Origin of the sequence: Streptomyces ardesiacus (assembly GCF_003112575.1) — a bacterium.
Classification (GTDB): Bacteria; Actinomycetota; Actinomycetes; order Streptomycetales; family Streptomycetaceae; genus Streptomyces; species Streptomyces ardesiacus.
Genome location: NZ_BEWC01000001.1, coordinates 1 through 17,367, shown reverse-complemented (window position 1 = coordinate 17,367; position 17,367 = coordinate 1). Strand labels below are relative to the sequence as shown.

At 74.5% G+C, this 17,367-nt stretch carries 15 protein-coding genes and 1 pseudogene; 8 read left to right on the top strand and 8 right to left on the bottom strand.

Annotated features, from left to right (window positions below):
• Positions 1–25 precede the first annotated feature (25 nt).
• On the top strand, positions 26–1,735 hold the full coding sequence (locus Sdi02f_RS00080) for a PucR family transcriptional regulator (RefSeq protein WP_031185151.1): 1,710 nt from the start codon (positions 26–28) through the stop codon (positions 1,733–1,735).
• Between the two features lie 172 nt (positions 1,736–1,907).
• Entirely contained in the window at positions 1,908–2,696 is a 789-nt protein-coding gene (locus Sdi02f_RS00075; protein ID WP_030403381.1) for a hypothetical protein, read from the top strand.
• A 22-nt stretch (positions 2,697–2,718) separates the two neighbouring features.
• Here the strand turns inward: Sdi02f_RS00075 and Sdi02f_RS00070 are convergent, their stop codons facing one another.
• The 4 genes and pseudogenes from Sdi02f_RS00070 to Sdi02f_RS00055 all read right to left on the bottom strand — a co-directional run bounded on the left by Sdi02f_RS00070 (position 2,719) and on the right by Sdi02f_RS00055 (position 5,395).
• Positions 2,719–3,363 (bottom strand): Rv1733c family protein, encoded by a 645-nt coding sequence (locus Sdi02f_RS00070; RefSeq protein WP_167458095.1) that lies wholly within the window; start codon positions 3,361–3,363, stop codon positions 2,719–2,721.
• Positions 3,364–3,822: 459 nt separating this feature from the next.
• Positions 3,823–4,649 (bottom strand): annotated as a pseudogene (locus Sdi02f_RS00065) (rod shape-determining protein).
• Positions 4,646–5,017, bottom strand: coding sequence for a TraR/DksA family transcriptional regulator (locus tag Sdi02f_RS00060; RefSeq protein ID WP_030403378.1), 372 nt, complete (start codon positions 5,015–5,017; stop codon positions 4,646–4,648). Before Sdi02f_RS00060 ends, Sdi02f_RS00065 begins: the two are co-directional and overlap by 4 nt.
• A 51-nt stretch (positions 5,018–5,068) precedes the next feature.
• On the bottom strand, positions 5,069–5,395 hold the full coding sequence (locus Sdi02f_RS00055) for a TraR/DksA C4-type zinc finger protein (RefSeq protein WP_030403377.1): 327 nt from the start codon (positions 5,393–5,395) through the stop codon (positions 5,069–5,071).
• 375 nt (positions 5,396–5,770) lie between these two features.
• Between Sdi02f_RS00055 and Sdi02f_RS00050 the strand changes: the two genes are divergently transcribed.
• From Sdi02f_RS00050 to secD, 4 genes are all read left to right on the top strand, one after another.
• Entirely contained in the window at positions 5,771–6,718 is a 948-nt protein-coding gene (locus Sdi02f_RS00050) for a HAMP domain-containing sensor histidine kinase (protein ID WP_030403376.1), read from the top strand.
• An 8-nt stretch (positions 6,719–6,726) separates the two neighbouring features.
• Positions 6,727–7,494 carry a response regulator gene (locus Sdi02f_RS00045; RefSeq protein ID WP_031185152.1) on the top strand — a complete coding sequence of 256 codons (768 nt, stop codon included), beginning with the start codon at positions 6,727–6,729 and terminating at the stop codon, positions 7,492–7,494.
• A gap of 113 nt (positions 7,495–7,607) precedes the next feature.
• On the top strand, positions 7,608–7,994 hold the full coding sequence (locus Sdi02f_RS00040) for a hypothetical protein (RefSeq protein WP_031085322.1): 387 nt from the start codon (positions 7,608–7,610) through the stop codon (positions 7,992–7,994).
• An 80-nt stretch (positions 7,995–8,074) separates the two neighbouring features.
• The gene (gene secD / locus Sdi02f_RS00035) at positions 8,075–10,489 is read left to right on the top strand and encodes a protein translocase subunit SecD (RefSeq protein ID WP_108932460.1); all 2,415 of its coding nucleotides are present in this window, start codon (positions 8,075–8,077) and stop codon (positions 10,487–10,489) included.
• Between the two features lie 128 nt (positions 10,490–10,617).
• On the opposite strand, the gene Sdi02f_RS00030 is transcribed toward secD, so the two are convergent.
• The gene (locus tag Sdi02f_RS00030) at positions 10,618–11,406 is read right to left on the bottom strand and encodes a GntR family transcriptional regulator (protein WP_030403372.1); all 789 of its coding nucleotides are present in this window, start codon (positions 11,404–11,406) and stop codon (positions 10,618–10,620) included.
• A 175-nt stretch (positions 11,407–11,581) separates the two neighbouring features.
• Between Sdi02f_RS00030 and Sdi02f_RS00025 the strand changes: the two genes are divergently transcribed.
• Together Sdi02f_RS00025 and Sdi02f_RS00020 are read left to right on the top strand one after the other, a co-directional pair.
• The gene (locus tag Sdi02f_RS00025) at positions 11,582–12,442 is read left to right on the top strand and encodes a (2Fe-2S)-binding protein (protein ID WP_053639350.1); all 861 of its coding nucleotides are present in this window, start codon (positions 11,582–11,584) and stop codon (positions 12,440–12,442) included.
• Between the two features lie 242 nt (positions 12,443–12,684).
• Positions 12,685–13,749 carry a DUF2637 domain-containing protein gene (locus tag Sdi02f_RS00020; RefSeq protein ID WP_030403370.1) on the top strand — a complete coding sequence of 355 codons (1,065 nt, stop codon included), beginning with the start codon at positions 12,685–12,687 and terminating at the stop codon, positions 13,747–13,749.
• A 48-nt stretch (positions 13,750–13,797) separates the two neighbouring features.
• Here the strand turns inward: Sdi02f_RS00020 and Sdi02f_RS00015 are convergent, their stop codons facing one another.
• The 3 genes from Sdi02f_RS00015 to Sdi02f_RS00005 all read right to left on the bottom strand — a co-directional run.
• Positions 13,798–14,223: an ATP-binding protein gene (locus Sdi02f_RS00015; RefSeq protein ID WP_051783593.1), complete on the bottom strand. Its 426-nt coding sequence runs from the start codon at positions 14,221–14,223 to the stop codon at positions 13,798–13,800.
• Between the two features lie 128 nt (positions 14,224–14,351).
• The gene (locus tag Sdi02f_RS00010) at positions 14,352–16,094 is read right to left on the bottom strand and encodes a pyruvate dehydrogenase (protein ID WP_030403368.1); all 1,743 of its coding nucleotides are present in this window, start codon (positions 16,092–16,094) and stop codon (positions 14,352–14,354) included.
• A 28-nt stretch (positions 16,095–16,122) separates the two neighbouring features.
• The coding region (locus Sdi02f_RS00005; protein ID WP_368668273.1) for a protein phosphatase 2C domain-containing protein at positions 16,123–17,367 on the bottom strand (1,245 nt) is incomplete at its 5' end.

Sequence of the window (17,367 nt, the reverse complement as noted above, 5' to 3'; positions counted from 1 at the left end):
GAGACAAAGAACGGCGGCGACGAGAATGCGGCTGCGCGCACTGCTGGACACCGACGCGCTGGGCCTCAAGCTGCTCGGCGGCGAGGACGAGCTGGACCGCACGGTCCGCGGCGTGATGACCACCGACCTGCGGGACCCCAGCCGCTATCTCTCGGGCGGCGAGCTGGTCCTCACCGGCCTGGCCTGGCGCCGGAACGCCGCCGACTCCGAACCGTTCGTCCGCATCCTGGTGCAGGCCCAGGTGGCCGCGCTGGCCGCCGGCGAGGCGGAGCTGGGGGACGTGCCGGAGGACCTGGTGGTGGCGTGCGCGCGGCACCGGCTGCCGCTGTTCGCGGTGCACGAGTCGGTGGCCTTCGCGACGATCACCGAGCACGTGGTGCGCCAGGTCTCCGGCGAGCGGGCCGGGGACCTCGCGGCCGTGGTGGACCGGCACCGCCGGATGATGACCTCGGGGCCGGCGGGCGGCGGGCCCGACGTGGTCCTGGACCTGCTCGGCTCCGACCTCGACCTGCGGGCCTGGGTGCTCTCCCCCACCGGACGGCAGGTCGCCGGTCCGAAGGACGCGGAGCCCGCGCTCCCGGCCGAGGTGTGCGCCAAGCTCGCGGCGGAGCACCTCGCCGCCACCCGCACGGGCCGGCGCGCGCCGCACCGGGTCCCGGTGGGCCCCACGACGTACAGCCTCTTCCCGGTGCGCGGCCGGGGTCCGCTCGCCCCGACGGCCGCGGGTGCCCGTGCCGCGCAGGGTCAGGCGGCGGGCCGGGAGGTGCGTGAGACGGCGCTGTCCGACTGGCTCCTGGTGGTGGAGGCGGACGCCGGGGACTGGGCCGAGGAGCGGCTCGACCTGCTGTACGGCGTCACCCAGCTCATCGCGGTCGAGCGGGACCGGCGGGACGCGGCGCGCACGGTGCGGCGGCGGCTGGCCCAGGAGGTCCTGGAGCTGGTGCAGACGGGCGCCGCCCCCGCCGAGATCGCGGCCCGGCTCCGGGTCGCGGCACCGGTGCTGCTGCCGGGCCTCGGCGCGGCACCGCACTGGCAGGTCGTGGTGGCCCGGGTGGAATGGGCGGACGGCGACGGGCAGACCGGCCGCATCGCGCAGACCCTGCTGGAGGAGATCCTCGTCGACCCGCACGCCACCGGCCCCGAGCAGTCGGACCGCATCGCCGTGGCGCACACCGGCGAGGAGGCGGTCGCCCTGGTACCGCTGCCGGCGGTCTCCACCGAGCACGACGGCTCCGAGGCCGGCGTCCTGGCGGAGGCCCTGCTGGAGGCCGTACGGGAGCCGCTGTCGGCCGGTCTCGACGGCGACGGGCGGGTCACGCTCGGCGTGAGCGCGGCCGTGCACTCGGCGGAAGGGCTGCGCGGGGCGCTGGAGGAGGCCCGGCACGCGCGCCGGGTCGCCGCGGCGCGCCCCGGCCGGGTCTGCGCGGCCGGTCATCAGGAGCTGGCCTCGCACGTCCTGCTGCTCCCCTTCGTCCCCGACGACGTGCGCCGCGCCTTCACCGCCCGGCTGCTCGACCCGCTGCGGGACTACGACCGCCGTCACCGGGCCGAGCTGATCCCGACGCTGGAGGCGTTCCTCGACAGCGACGGCTCGTGGACGCGCTGCGCGAACCGGCTGCACCTGCACGTCAACACGTTGCGCTACCGCGTCGGGCGGATCGAGCAGTTGACGGGGCGCGACCTGTCGCGGCTCGAGGACAAGCTCGACTTCTTCCTGGCCCTGCGGATGAGCTGAGGCCCGGGGCGCGCGGAGGCCGCGGAAGGGCCCCGCGCGCTCCCAAACCTCGACGGCACGAAGTCCACGACTTTGTGAAAACTTTCACCCATCCTCTTGGCCGGGCCGCCGGATCCGTGCTGAGATGCGGCCACCACTCGTGAGCTCGATGGCGTGCTAAGGGGAGGGCGACGTGGCGCATTCCGCCATGGCTGGTTCTGGCTGGGGAACGACCGAAGGTGACGATCCGCTCCAGACCGCGGTATGGCGGTTGCGCTCGCGCGGCTGCTGGGCCGACGCGGCGTCCCTGCTGGAGCCGGTCACCGCGGACACCGCCCTGCAGCGGACCGCGCTGCTGGTGGAGCGGTGCCTGTACACGGAGCAGGGCTGGGCCGAGGCCGAGGACGCGTTGCGCACCGCGGAGGCCCTGGCCCACAGCGACGACGAACGCGGGGCCGCCGCCTGTGAACGCGGTCAGCTCGCGTACGCCGCCACGGTGCACGGCGTGCGCGACCGGGCCGACGAGGCGCGGGCCGCGCTGGGCCGGGCGGCGGCGCTGATCGCGCCGGGGGCGAGGGGCCGGGCGCTGCTCGACTTCCGGCGCGGGCTGCTCGCGGAGAACCTGGCCAGGTCCCCGCAGGCCGCCCGAGCCGCGTACCGGCGCGCACACGCCGGGGCGACGGCGCACGCCGAGCCGCTGCTGCTGTCCTTCACCTGGCGGCATCTGGCCGGTCTGGCGCTGCGCGAGGGGGAGTTGACCGAGGCGCGGCACGGGTTCGCCGAGTCGCTGCGCATCCGCGAGGAGCTGGGCTACCTCGTCGGCACGGCGCCCGCGCTGGCGTCGCTCGCGGACGCGGAGTCGGAGCCGGAGGCGTCCCGGCTGCGAGAGGAGGCACGGCGGCTGTTCCGGCTGCTGGGCGGGGTGCCGACGTGGCTGGCACGGCAGTTGGCGCCGCCGGCGGCCGACGCGGCGACGGCCTGAGGGGGCCGCGTCCGGACGGGCGTCACGGGAACCTGCTCCAGCGCGGGGCCGTGTGGGCCCAGGCCGCGTCCCACTGGGCGAGGTTGCGCCGGTGCAGCACGAGGCCCGTGGCGGCGTGGACGGCGAGGCCGGTGACGACGACGCCCAGGAAGGCGAGGATCGCCCAGCCCATGGTGCGGCTGCGGATCTGCTCCGTGGTCAGCGGCGCCTCGGTGATCCGGCCCTCGTCGTCGACCCAGACCAGGACGGTGCTGTCCGCCGGCAGGCCCGGCTCCACCTCGGTCGTCCCGGTCGTCGTCACCCCGTCGGGACCGGTGTAGCGGACCGGGACCGGGTATCGGGTCTTCTTCGCCTCGTCCGACCCCGGCTCGGGGTGGCGCGGGGCGTCGTGCGTCAGGACGGCGGGGCGGTGGTCGCGGGTCCGCGTCTCGTGCTCGGCGGTGCTGCGGTAGTGCCGGTAGGCGCTGTCGCCGACCCCGAACATGGCCGCCGGGGCGGCCACCAGCACGGTCAGCACGAGCCCGAGCGAGATCCAGGCCCGCAGCCGGTCGCTGGGCCGCCGCAGCGGGTTGCGCCGCCACCGCCACAGCAGGAGATACGGGTGCCGCACGGGCTCGGGGTCCGGAACGGCGGGTGGTGGCTGGGCCTGAGGAATCTCTCCGGCCACGGATGTCTCCTTCCTGGGAGGGCGCGGTCCGAAGGGCGGTCTGCCGGAACGGACCCGCGTGCGTGACGGCGGGGTACGGCCGACGCCGGGGCGGGCGCCGGCCGTACGAGCGGGGGGACGGGGGCGTGTCGAGGGGACGGGGGTGCGGTCGGCGGGGAGCTCGCGGTACGCCGTCGCGCGTACGGCGCCGGTGCCGGTGCCGGTGCTTCGACGGCCGGGGCGAGCGGGGCCCCGGCCGCCGGGCGTGGCGGACGCCCGCCCCGGAGCACCTGCAGCGGGGCGCCCGGCGCCGTACGGCGGACGACCGACGGCGGACGGGACGAGCGGTGTCCCTCCGCCGGAGCCGGCCGGCGCCGGGGCGCCCCGCGCCGCCCCGGCGGACGGTGCCCCGTCGCGAGGGACGGTCCGCGCGGCGCCCGGCCGCCGCGACCGCACCGCGTTCCGGCGGCGGCCCGCGGCTCAGTGCGGGTGGCCCTCCGGCGGGTCCGTGCCCGTGGTGGACGGGTGGGTGTGGGCGGCCTCCAGGAGTTTCGCGGCGCCGCGCACCGCGGCCGTGTGCGGGGCCGGTACCGCGCGCAGCGGTACGTGCAGCCGGTCGGCGAGCCGGCAGGTGATCTCGGGACGCAGGGCGCCCCCGCCCGCCAGCAGCGGCCCCCGGCCCAGCGCGTCGAGGGTGAGGGACGTGCCGTCCTGCCGCAGCATCGAGGTCGTCATGTCGGCCAGCGCCTCCCCGATCCGCGAGGGCGGGGTCGCCTCGTCGATGTCCCCCGTGCCCAGGGCCGTGCGGCGCGCGTCGAAGACGTCGCCGTCGACGAGGAGCACCACCTCCGTGAGATGGGCGCCGATGTCCATGACGAGCAGCGGCCGGGACAGGTCGGCGCCCGCCGCGAGGGCCACCGCCCGTGCGCTGGGCACGGTCAGCACGTTGCGCGGGCGCAGCACCTCCACGGCCGTTCGGGCCTCGGTCCGGTAGGCCAGTCCGTCCAGGACCGGAGCGGTCACCACGATCACCGGCCGGGCGAAGCGGGGCAGCCGGTGGCCCAGCAGCCGGTCGAGCATCCGGGCCGTGCCCCCTGCGTGTCGACGATGGAGCCGCGCTGGATGGGGTAGACCGCCCCCGCTCCGGGGAAGGTCACCGTCGGCACGTCGAGGATCATCCCGCGCCCGGCGACCCAGGCGCGGGTACGGGCGCTGCCCATGTCGAGGGCGACGCCGCTGCACTGCCGGCACAGCGGCCAGGGCCGGTGCCGGAACAGCCCGGTGCGGGGCCGCCGGAGCACGGTCATCGTCCGGCCTCCCGCACCTGCTGGCAGCGGGCGCAGTAGCGGGCCTGGGGCACGATCATCAGCCGGTCGCGGTCGATGCCGCGCCGGCACAGGTGGCAACGGCCGTAACGGCCCTCGGCCAGGCGGTCGAGGGCCGCCTCCACGTCGGCCAGGACCATGCGCGCGGAGGCCGCCAGCTTGACCCGGACCTCGGTCTGCGCGGCGGACCGCCGCTGGATCAGTTCCTCGGTGCGGGACGGGACGGCCGCGATCTGGCGCAGCTGGTCCTCGCGGAACTGCCGCTGCTCCTGGAGGTTGTCCCGGAGCGCGGTCAGGTCCTCGGGCGACAGACGCGCGTCGCGGTCGTCGATGATCTGGTTGTTCACCACTTCACCCCTTGGGCAGGGCGGGAGGGACGAGTACGGGACGGACGGGCGCGGTCAGGCGGCGGCGCGGCGCTGGCAGGCGACGCAGTACCGCGTGTAGGGAAGGATCTCCAGGCGCTCCCCGGGCACGGGCTTGCCGCAGCCCATGCAGGTGCCGTAGGTGCCGTCCTCGACCCGGGCGAAGGCCTCCTCGATCTCCTTGAGCACCCGCTCGATCGCGGCCTGCTGCGCGGACATGAGCTGGTCGTCCGCCTGGCCGCTCTCACCGAGGGCCTGGAGCTGGGTCATGCGGGTGTTGCGGGCGTGTTCGAGGCGCTGGCGCGCCTCGTGAGCGGTCAGCCGCTCGGGGCGGGGTTCGATGCGGGAGGCGTCGAGCGACACGGTGAAGGGTCCTTTTCTCGGAAGGTTCTGCGGGGTTCTCGGAAGGTTCTGCGGAATCTCGAAGGTTCTGCGGGTATGCCGAGCGCCGGGCCGATCGGACCCGGTCGTCCTCCACCATGGCCGGGCCCGCGGGGGAAACCCATCGGGCGCAGGACCCATTTGCACGGGGACACGGGATCCACTCGCCGGTGCGCCCGTATGGGTATGCCGCGACCCGGAAATGGGGACCGCGCCCCATCGACCGGGCGGGTGCGCGGGGAGCACGCTGGTCGCTTGCTCGGTCGCTACCTGGACCGCAGCTCCCACCGAGGGTGCGCGATGACCGACAGTAGAGGCGTACCAAGTCGACACGTCGCTGAAGGAGGCGTACCCCCGGTGTCCCTGTTCTGGCGGATCTTCGGGCTGAACGCGGTGGTGCTGGGCTTCGCCACGGCACTGCTGCTGTGGGCTCCGGTGACCGTCTCCGTGCCGATCGTGCTGACCGAGGCCGTCGTCCTCGTGGTCGGCATGGGCGTCATGCTGGTGGCCAACGGCGCGCTGCTGCGCTGGGGGCTGGCTCCGCTGGAGCGGCTCACCAAGCTGATGACCACCGTCGACCTGCTGCGTCCCGGTCAGCGGCTGCCGGTCGCCGGCGGCGGCGAGGTCCCGGAGCTGATCCGCACGTTCAACGCCATGCTGGACCGTCTGGAGAACGAGCGGGCCACGAGCAGTGCCCGGGTCCTGCTCGCCCAGGAGGCGGAGCGGCGTCGTATCGCCCAGGAGCTGCACGACGAGGTCGGGCAGAGCATGACGGCGATCCTGCTGGTCCTGGGCCGTGCGGCGGACGACGCCGACGACCCGCTGCGCGACGAGCTGCACCAGGCGCAGGAGATCACCCGGGAGTGCCTGGACGAGGTCCGCCGCCTGGTGCGCCGGCTGCGGCCCGGTGTCCTGGACGACCTCGGGCTGATCAGCGCGCTGTCCTCGCTCACGCACGACTTCGCCACCCACACCGGCCTGCGGGTGGTGCGCCGTTTCGACGCCGACCTGCCGGTGCTGGACCACGAGACCGAGCTGGTCCTCTACCGTGTGGCGCAGGAGAGCCTGACCAACGCCGCCCGCCACGCGGACGCCGAACGGCTGGAGGTGGGCCTGTCCGGCGCCGACGGCGCGGTGACCCTCACCATCGCCGACGACGGCCGCGGCATCGAGGCGGCGCACGAGGGCGCCGGCATCCGCGGCATGCGTGAACGGGCCCTGCTCGTCGGGGCCGACCTGGACATCACGTCGGCGCCCGGCGTCGGCACCCGCATCCGGCTGACCGCACCCCTTCCCAGGAAGTAGCCCAGACCATGTCCGACCCGTCCCTGCCCGAGCCGTCCGCGTCCGGCCACTCCGCCACCGCCCCGACGACCGGGACGCCCACGGCCGCCGCGGCCTCCGCCCACGGCCCCTCCCAGGGGCCCGCCCCGGCGAAGATCCGTATCCTGCTCGCCGACGACCACGCGCTGGTGCGCCGCGGAGTGCGCCTCATCCTCGACCGGGAGCCGGACCTCGAGGTGGTCGCCGAGGCCGGGGACGGCGCGGAGGCCATCGACATGGCGCGGGCCCACGAGGCGGACCTCGCGGTGCTGGACATCGCGATGCCCCGCCTCACCGGCCTGCAGGCGGCCCGCGAACTGGCCGCGCTGAAGCCGGGGCTGCGCATCCTGATGCTGACCATGCACGACAACGAGCAGTACCTGTTCCAGGCGCTGAAGTCGGGTGCCTGCGGATACGTGCTCAAGTCGGTCGCCGACCGGGACCTCGTCGCCGCCTGCCGGGCCGCGATGCGCGACGAGCCCTTCCTGTACCCGGGTGCGGTGACGGCGCTCATCCGCAACTACCTCGACCGGGTGCGGCACGGCGAGGAGACCTCCGACCACATCCTCACCCCGCGGGAGGAGGAGGTCCTCAAGCTCGTCGCCGAGGGCCACTCGTCGAAGGAGATCGCCGAGATCCTCTTCATCAGCATCAAGACCGTCCAGCGGCACCGGGCGAACCTGCTGCAGAAGCTCGGCCTGCGCGACCGCCTGGAGCTGACCCGGTACGCCATCCGCGCGGGGCTCATCGAGCCCTGACCCTCCCCTGAACCGCCCGTGGCTCTGGCCGCCCACTCCCCGGCCGGAGCCCCGGGCTCCTCTCCAGGAAGAACCCACCACCAGCCGCTCATCCGCCACGAAAGGGGACGGTGATGCGCCGACGGCTCGGGGCCGTGCTCACCGTCCTGCTGACTGTCCTGCTGCCGCTGGTCCCGGCCTGGCCCGCGGCCGGGGCGCGGGTCGGCCCCGACGGTCCCCTGGCGGCGGCCGTCGCGACGGCCGTGCCGCACCCGGCGCTCGACCTCCACGCCGACGACGGCTGCACGCCGGTCTGCGCCGCCCAGCCCCGGGCCCGGCACGACCAGCCGGCCGAGCGTCCGGCGGCACCGGACCACCACGCGACCGCCACCGGGCACCGCGCGGGCGCGGTCCCCGGCTCCCGGCCGAGGACCTCGGCGGCGCCCGGTCCGGCGCCGGTCTCGCCCGGCCGTACGAGCCACGACAGCGGCCGGGCGCCACCCGTCTCCTCCGGCATCTGAGACACCACACCCGACGTTTTCCCTTCTTCCGCCGCGGCCGCGCTCGGCCGCCGCCGCGGCGTGCCCGCCGGAGGCCCGTGTTGAAACGCTCTCGTCCCCCTTCCCGTCCGCGTTCGCGCTCGCGTTCGCGTGCCCTGAACGTCCGTGCACTCGTCGCGCTCGCCGTGATGGCCGCGTCCGTGGCCATCGCCCTGACCATGCCGGTCCGCCTCGGTCTCGACCTGCGCGGCGGCACCCAGATCGTGCTGGAGACCAAGTCCACCGAGACCACCAAGGCCGACCGCGAGGCCACCGACCGCACGGTGGAGGTGCTGCGCGGCCGCATCGACGCCCTCGGTGTCGCCGAGCCGACCATCGTCCGCTCCGGCGAGAACCGCGTCGTCGTCGAGCTGCCGGGCGTCCAGGACCCGAAGAAGGCCGCCGACGTCCTCGGCCGCACCGCGCAGCTCACCGTCCACTCGGTGCTCGGCCCGGCCGAGGACCCGGCCGGAGAGAACGGCAAGGCAGGCAAGGACGCCAAAGACGCCAAGGACACCAAGGACACCAAGGACGGCGAGCGGGTGCTGCCGGACGAGTCCGGACAGTCCCTGCGGCTGAAGGCCCCCACCCTGACCGGGCAGGACGTCAAGGGCGCCGACGCCCGCTTCGACCAGCAGAACGGCGCGGGCTGGCACGTCACCGTCGACTTCAAGGACGCCGGCAGCGACCGCTGGGCCCGGGTGACCGGCGAGGCGGCCTGCAACCCGGCCGGTGACCCCCAGCGCCGGGTCGCCATCGTCCTCGACAACAAGATCATCTCCTCGCCGCAGGTCGACCCCTCCGTGTCCTGCGGGGCGGGCATCACCGGCGGCTCCACGCAGATCACCGGCTCCTTCGACGACGCCGAGGCCCGCGAACTGGCCCTGCTCATCAAGGGCGGCGCCCTGCCCGTGCCGGTGGAGACCGTCGAGCAGCGCACCATCGGCGCCACCCTGGGCGACGAGGCCATCACGGCCGGCGCCTGGGCCGCCGTCATCGGCACCGCGCTCACCGCGCTGTTCATCATCGTCGTCTACCGCCTGATGGGCGCCCTGGCCACCGTGGCGCTGCTCTGCTACGGCCTGATCTCCTACGCCGCCCTGGCCCTGGTCGGCGCGACCCTGACCCTGCCGGGCCTCGCCGGCTTCGTCCTGGCCATCGGCATGGCGGTGGACGCCAACGTCCTCGTCTTCGAACGGGCCCGCGAGGAACAGGCGGCCCGGACCCGTCCGAGCACGCGGTCCGCGCTGACCGCCGGTTTCCGCAGCGCCTTCAGCGCGATCGCCGACTCCAACATCACCACGCTCATCGCCGCCGCCCTGCTGTTCTTCCTGGCCTCCGGTCCGGTCAAGGGCTTCGGTGTCACGCTGGGCATCGGTGTGCTCGCCTCCATGGTCAGCGCCCTGGTGATCACCCGGGTGCTGGCCGAGTTCGCCGCGAGCCGCCCGGCGGTCTTCCGCCGCCCCGCCCTCACCGGCATCTCGACCACCGGGCCGGTCCGCGACGCCCTGCTGCGCCGCAACCCGTTCCTGATGAGCCGGCCGCGCCGCTGGCTGGCGGCCTCCCTGATCGTCATGGTGGTGGCGGGCTCCGGCATCCTGGTGCGCGGTCTGAACTACGGCATCGAGTTCACCGGCGGCCGGCTCATCGAGTACTCGACCGCCACCCAGGTCGATCCCGAACGGGCCCGGGACGCCCTCGCCGACGCGGGCTTCCCGCGCGCCGTCGTCCAGTCCTCCGGCGAGGGCGACCTCACCGTGCGCACGGAGGAGCTGACCGACACCGAGGCGGCGACCGTCACGAAGACCGTCGCCGGACTGGGCGGCGAGACGGAGAAGGTCCGCGACGAGCTGATCGGCCCGAGCCTGGGCGAGGAACTGCGCCGCAACGCCCTGATCGCCCTCGGCCTCGCCCTGGGCGCCCAGTTGCTGTACCTCGCCGCCCGGTTCCGGCTGCTGTTCGGCACCGCGGCGGTCAGTGCGCTCGCCCACGACGTGGTCATCCTGGTCGGTGTGTTCGCCTGGCTGGGCAAGCCGATCGACGGCGTGTTCCTGGCCGCGCTGCTCACCGTGATCGGCTACTCGGTCAACGACTCGGTGGTCCTCTTCGACCGGGTCCGGGAACTGCTGGGCAAGGAGCGCAAGACCCCCTTCGCCCGGCTCACCAACGACGCGATCCTGCAGACCCTGCCCCGCACGGTCAACACGGGCATGGGCGCGGTGCTCATCCTCGCCTCGCTGGCCGTCCTGGCCGACGACTCGCTCACCGACTTCGCGCTCGCGCTGCTGATCGGCGTGGGGGTCGGGACGTACTCCTCGGTCTTCACCGCCTCCCCGCTCGCCATCGAGCTGTTCGACCGCGGCACCGGGTCCCGCTCCGCGCGCCGCACGGGCGGCAAGGGACGCGGTACGGGCAGGACGGGGAAGCCCGGCAAGCAGGTGCCCGCGAGCCGCGCGGAACGGCAGGAGGTCCCTTAGGGCCCGTGAGGACCTGACAGATCCCGACCGACCGTATGGGTGCCCTCGCCCCAGGGGCGCCCGTGCCACAGGTCGGCGCCGGTGCGGTGCTGAACGGGGGCGCCCTCGCTCAGTGGGCGCCCCCCCGTTCAGTGGGTGCCGGTGAAGTGCTGCCCGACCAGGACCCGCACCACGTCCGGGTCGCCGGCGATCAGCGCGTCGAGGAGCGCGGTGTGCTCGTGCGCGTCGGCGACCAGGTCGGCCCGGCCGCGCACGGAGGGTGAACCGGGCGGCGGCCACTGCGCGCGGCGGTGCACGTCACCGGCGATCCGGACGAGCTGCTCGTTGCCGGCCAGCACGAGCACCGCCCGGTGGAAGGCGCGGTCGGCCTCGGCATAGGCGGCCGGGCAGCCGGAGGACGCGGCCCGGACGGTGGCCTCGGCGAGGGGGCGCAGCTCCGCCCAGCGCGCGGCGGGCACCGTACGGGCCAGGCGGAGCCACACCGGGGCCTCGATGAGGGCCCGCACCTCGGCCAGTTCGGCCAGTTCGCGGTCGCCGCGTTCGACGACGCGGAAGCCGCGGTTGGGGACGACCTCGACGGCGCCCTCCAGGGCGAGCTGCTGCATGGCCTCGCGCACGGGGGTGGCCGAGACGCCGAACCGCTCGCCGAGCACGGGCGCCGAGTAGACCTCGCCGGGCCGCAGCTCACCGGTGACCAGCGCGGCGCGCAGGGCGTCGAGGATCTGCCCGCGCACGGAGGAACGCCGGACCACGGCCCGCGGACCGGGCGCGGAGGTGCGGGACGGGTGCGGTGCGGAGGGCTCGCCGTGGGTGTGCTCGCCGCGCGCCGTTCCGTCCGCCGCCCCGGGCTGCACCGGGACGCGCACCGCCTCGACCGCCCCACCCGTCCCTGCGGCGCCCTGCGCGCTGTGCTCCACGGGTCCTCCTGCGGGACGTGTCGGTACTTGAGGTCATTGCGGTGGGTTGTCACCTGTCCGTCAAGCACGATAAACGCACGGGCCGTCAGTTCAAATCCGAAGGACTTGGATAAGGTAAGGCTTACCTGCTCGCCTTCGAGCAGTCCGTTGTCCCGACGCGGATCGGTGGTGCCGCATGCCCCTCGCCCCTACGGCCTTCACGGACGCCTACGCGCGCCTGTCCGAGGTCCTCCCCGGGCTGGGCGTCACCGAACTGGCGGCGGCCGACGCGGTCCCGGGCGGCGGCGGCTGGGTCACGGCCGCCGCGCTCGCCGCCGGCGGGACGGAGCTGACGGCGTTCCTCGCCTGGGACGAGGCACAGGTGCTGCGGGACTACGGACAGCGGGCCCGGCCGGACGTGATCGCGAGCTTCGGTCTGCACCGGTACGCGTGGCCGGCCTGTCTGCTGATCACCGTGCCGTGGTTCCTGCACCGCCGGGTGCCCCGCCTCCCCGCGGCCCACGTGGCCTGCGACCGCACGGCCGCCGGGTTCCCCCTCGGCCGGATGGCCGTCCACGCCGCCTCGTTCGCCTGCCTGCCCGGCGATCCGGCCGCCGTCCTGCCCGGGGCCCGGGTGGTCGCCGACGAGGAGGCGCTGCGCGCCGAGGTGCGGGCGTCGGTCGCCGAGCACCTGGAGCCGGTCCTGGCGGGATTCGGCCCCCGGATGCGGCGGCGCGGACGCGCCCTGTGGGGCATGGCGACCGACGAGGTCGTCGAGGGCCTGTGGTACGTCGCCCACCTGCTCGGCGAGCAGGAGCGGGCGCGGCACGAACTGGAGCTGCTGCTGCCGGGCGCCACCAAGCCCTACGTCGGGGACGCGGCCTTCCGCGAGCTGAAGGGGCCGGACGGCGTGCCGCTGCACACGCGGGACCGGGCGAGCTGCTGCATGTTCTACACCCTGCGTCCCGAGGACACCTGCGCCACCTGCCCGCGGACCTGTGACGCGGACCGCGTCGAGAAGCTGCTCGCCACGGCGGGCGGAGCGGCCGTCGGCTAAGATCACCCGCGAGGTTTCACAACTCCCCCACCCGTCGCGGGAATTTTCCGTGGAACCGCCCGTACGGGTATTCTTAATCGAACTCAACTCCCGCCCCTCACGCGGCAGTTCGAGCAGAATGCCGCCCTGTGCGCTCCCTCTGCACTTCCTTGGCGGCCTCTTGCCCCGAAACCCCCTGAGGGCCGCCGGGTTTGGGCCACCATGGCGGGCGTTACGCCCTATCCCACTGCAAGGGACCCCTGATGAGACTGACCGACATATCGCTGAACTGGCTGCTTCCGGGCGCCGTGCTGCTCCTGGGCATGCTGGCGGCGGTGGCGGTACTCGCGCGCGGCAAGCGTTCCTCGGGGAAGGACGCGGGCGCGGACGACTCGTGGGAGCGGATGGAAGAGCGCCGCAGGCGCAAGGAGGCCCTCTACGGCACCTTCTCCTACGTCCTGCTCTTCTGCTGCGCCGCGGTCGCCGCGGCGCTCTCCTTCCACGGTCTGGTCGGCTTCGGCGAGCAGAACCTCGGCCTGAGCGGCGGCTGGCAGTACCTCGTGCCGTTCGGGCTCGACGGCGCGGCGATGTTCTGCTCCGTCCTCGCGGTGCGCGAGGCGAGCCACGGTGACGCGGCGCTCGGCTCGCGGATACTCGTGTGGGCCTTCGCGTTCGCCGCGGCCTGGTTCAACTGGGTGCACGCCCCGCGCGGCCTGGGGCACGCGGGTGCCCCGCACTTCTTCGCGGGCATGTCCCTGTCGGCGGCCGTGCTGTTCGACCGTGCCCTGAAGCAGACCCGCCGTGCCGCGCTGCGCGAGCAGGGTCTGGTGCCGCGTCCGCTGCCGCAGATCCGCATGGTCCGCTGGCTGCGCGCTCCCCGGGAGACCTACCGCGCCTGGTCGCTGATGCTCCTGGAGGGCGTGCGCAGCCTGGACGAGGCGGTCGACGAGGTGCGCGAGGACCGGCGTCAGAAGGAGGAGAAGAAGCTGCGGCGGCGCGAGCAGGAGCGGCTGGAGCGGGCGCAGCTCAAGGCGATCAGCCGGGGCCACGGCCACCGGGGCTTCCCGGGCCGCGGCGGCCGCCAGGTCGAGGTCGAGGTGCAGCAGGTCGAGCGGGGCTCGGAACGCGCCGCCGCGGAGCCTGCCATATCGACCCCGGAGCCCTTGCCCGCGGCAGGCCGGCGCCCCTCCCTGCAGCCCGTGCGGAGCGGCTCTGAGCAGAGGGCCGTGGAGACCGTGGACCTCACCGCGGAGGACGACACCCAGGCCCTGCCCCGCCTGGACTCCCTGGAGCGCAAACTCAAGGACCTGGAGCAGCAGTTCGGCTAGTCCGGGCGCTCGGTTCCGACGGCCTGGGACGCCGGTTCCCCCGGTGTCTCAGGCCGCTTCCGCGTCTGTTCCCGCCACCGGCTCCACCCCCAGTTCGAACCAGACCGACTTGCCCGCCCCGCAGGGCCGTACGCCCCAGTCGTCGGCCAGCGACTCGACCAGGACCAGCCCCCTGCCGTTGGTGCTCCCCTCCTGCGGGGCGCGCGGCCTGGGCGGCCGGCCCCGGCCCGCGAAGTCCCGGACCTCGACCCGCAGGGCACGCGGCCCTACCGTCGCGGTCAGCACGGCGCCCTCGTCGGTGTGGACGAGCGCGTTGGTGACCAGTTCGCTGGTGAGCAGCTCCGCCACCTCGGACTGGCCGGGCCCGCCCCAGTGCCGCAGCAGCTCACGCACGGCCCGCCGGGCCTCGGGCACCGCCCGCAGATCGGCCCGGCCGAGCCGCCGCCTGAGCTGAGACACCGCCTCCTCCTTCATGTCCCCCGTCGGCGCGCTGATGTCGCTTCCCCCCGTCCATTCCGTCTGGGTCGAACATCTTCACGGTGAAAGCCTTGCCCGTTCGAGCCCTCGGCAGTCATCGAGTTTCGGGGAGGCGGCCCGGCCGGTCACGGCCGGGGAACGTTGCGCAGGTTGGAGCGGGCCATCTGGACCATGCGTCCGACGCCGCCGTCCAGGACGATCTTCGAGGCGGACAGGGCGAACCCGGTGACCATGTCGGCGCTGATCCTCGGCGGGATGGACAGGGCGTTGGGGTCGGTGACGACGTCGACGAGTGCGGGGCCCTTGTGCTTGAACGCCGCCTTCAGCGCCCCGGGCAGGTCCTTGGGCTTCTCCACCCGTACGCCGAAGACACCGCAGGCCTCGGCGACGGCGGCGAAGTCGGGGTTCGTGTTGGCCACGCCGTGCGAGGGCAGGCCGGCCACCAGCATCTCCAGCTCCACCATGCTCAGCGCGGAGTTGTTGAAGAGCACGACCTTGACCGGCAGGTCGTGCTGGACGAGGGTGAGGAAGTCGCCCATCAGCATGGTGAACCCGCCGTCGCCGGACATCGAGACGACCTGCCGGCGCCGGTCGGTGAACTGGGCGCCGATCGCCATCGGCAGCGCGTTGGCCATCGAGCCGTGGGAGAAGGAACCGATGATGCGGCGGCGGCCGTTGGGCGAGAGGTAGCGGGCCGCCCAGACGTTGCACATGCCGGTGTCGACGGTGAACACGGCGTCGTCGTCGGCCAGTTCGTCCAGCACGGCGGCGGCGTACTCGGGGTGGATCGGGACGTGCTTGTCGACCTTGCGGGTGTACGCCTTGACGACGCCCTCCAGCGCGTCCGCGTGCTTCTTCAGCATCCGGTCGAGGAAGCGGCGGTTCTTCTTCTCCTTCACCCGCGGGATCAGGCAGCGCAGCGTCTCCCGGGCGTCGCCCCACACCGCGAGGTCCAGCTTGGAACGCCGGCCCAGGTGCTCGGGCCGCACGTCGATCTGGGCGATCTTCACGTCGTTCGGCAGGAAGGCGTTGTACGGGAAGTCGGTGCCGATCAGGAGCAGCAGGTCGCACTCGTGGGTGGCCTCGTAGGCGGCGCCGTAGCCGAGGAGCCCGCTCATGCCGACGTCGTACGGGTTGTCGTACTGGATGAACTCCTTGCCCCGCAGGGCGTGTCCCACGGGTGCCTTGATCTTCCCGGCGAACTCCATGACCTCGGCGTGCGCGCCGGCGGTGCCGCTGCCGCAGAACAGGGTGACCTTGTCCGCGTCGTCGATCATCCGCACCAGCCGGTCGATCTCCTCGTCTCCGGGGCGGACGGTGGGCCGGGAGGTGACGAGCGCCGTCTCGGCGGCCCGCTCCGGGGCGGGCTCGTCCGCGATGTCGCCGGGCAGCGAGACGACGCTGACGCCGCCCTGGCCGACGGCGTGCTGGATGGCGGTCTGCAGCAGCCTGGGCATCTGCTTCGGGCTGGAGATCAGCTCGCTGTAGTGGCTGCACTCGCGGAAGAGCTGGTCGGGGTGGGTCTCCTGGAAGAAGCCGAGGCCGATCTCGCTGGAGGGGATCTGCGAGGCGAGGGCGAGGACGGGGGCCATGGAGCGGTGGGCGTCGTAGAGCCCGTTGATGAGGTGGAGGTTGCCGGGGCCGCAGGAGCCCGCGCACGCGGCCAGCTTCCCGGTGATCTGGGCCTCCGCCCCGGCGGCGAAGGCGGCGGTCTCCTCGTGCCGCACGTGCACCCATTCGATGCCGGAGTGGCGGCGCACGGCGTCCACGATCGGGTTGAGGCTGTCCCCGACGACTCCGTAGAGGCGCTCCACCCCGGCGCGGGTGAGGATGTCGACGAACTGTTCCGCGACGTTCTGTTTGGCCATGGGTCCAGCTATGCCACAGCGAACGGCCTCACGCCTCCCAAACGGCGGCGGCCGTACGGTCGTCCGCGTATCCCTTGACCCGGACGCCGCCGTCGGAGAGGAACTCCCCCAGCCCCGGCGCCGGGCGGCCGGCCCATCTGCGGGCGAGGAGTTCACCCAGCGCGGGTTCGTGGCGCAGCGGCTCCGCGAGGCCCGCGGTGCACATGAGCAGCACATCACCCGGGCGGGCTACCGAGGCCCGGAAGCGGAAGGGCTCGCGGGGCGGCTCGGCGGGCGGTCCGTCGTACGGTCCCGGGGCGGAGGTGACGCCGAGGTCCAGGGTGAGCCGGTCGCCCTCGGGCGTCCCGCCCGGCGCGTCCCGGGGCGTCCCGGGCGTTGCCCGGGGTGCGGAGCCGAAGCCGAGGACGGGTTCGCCGGTGAGGTCGCGGACGGCCGGCTCCATGTCCTGCCACACGCCGTCGCGCAGCCGGAGCAGTCCGCCGGCGCCGACGCCGAAGAACACCCGCGTACGGCAGTCGGGGTCGGCGGGCAGCAGCAGACAGCGCAGGGTGGCCGCGTACTCGTCCGGGGCGAGGCCCTGTTCGGCGGCACCGGCCCGCAGCCGGCCCAGGCTGCGGTCGGTGAGGCGGTGCAGTCCGGACTTCAGGTCGCCGCGCCGGGCCGCCCGCAGGTCCTCGGCGAGCCGCGCATGGCTGCGCCCCACGGCCCGCCCGATCCACCGGCACACGTCGGCCGCCGCCCGGTGCGCCCCGGCGGTGGCGCGGGCGCCGGTCGCCATCGCCACCAGGACCAGCGCCTGCTCGCCGGTGCCGAACCGGGCGACGAGCAGCGCGTCGCGCCGCGGTTCGCCCCGGTAGCGCGCGGAGTCCCCGCGCACGGAGACGGCCCGCAGCGTGCACGTCCCGTACCGGGCGCCCTCCAGCACGGTGTCGGGGACCAGCCCGTCGAGCCCGTCGGGATCGGCGGGCGGCAGGGCGGTGGGCTCGGCGTCGTAGGTGGGCGGCCCGGACCCGACGTAGTCACGGTCGGCGCCGTGCGGCTCGGCGGGCGGCGAGGGGACGAACGGCGGCGGGGGCGGGGGCAGGTCGGCCGCGGTCCTGGGCGGCGGGACGGGCGCGGGCGGTTCGCGCAGATCGGCGGGCCCGCTCCCGGAGGTGGTGAGCCCCCGCGGGGCCCCGCCCCGGGGCCGCGGCGAGGGCGACCGGGGGTGCGGCGGGGGCGACGGGGGTGGCGGTGAGGCTGGCGGGGGCGGTGAGGACGGCGACGGCGGCAG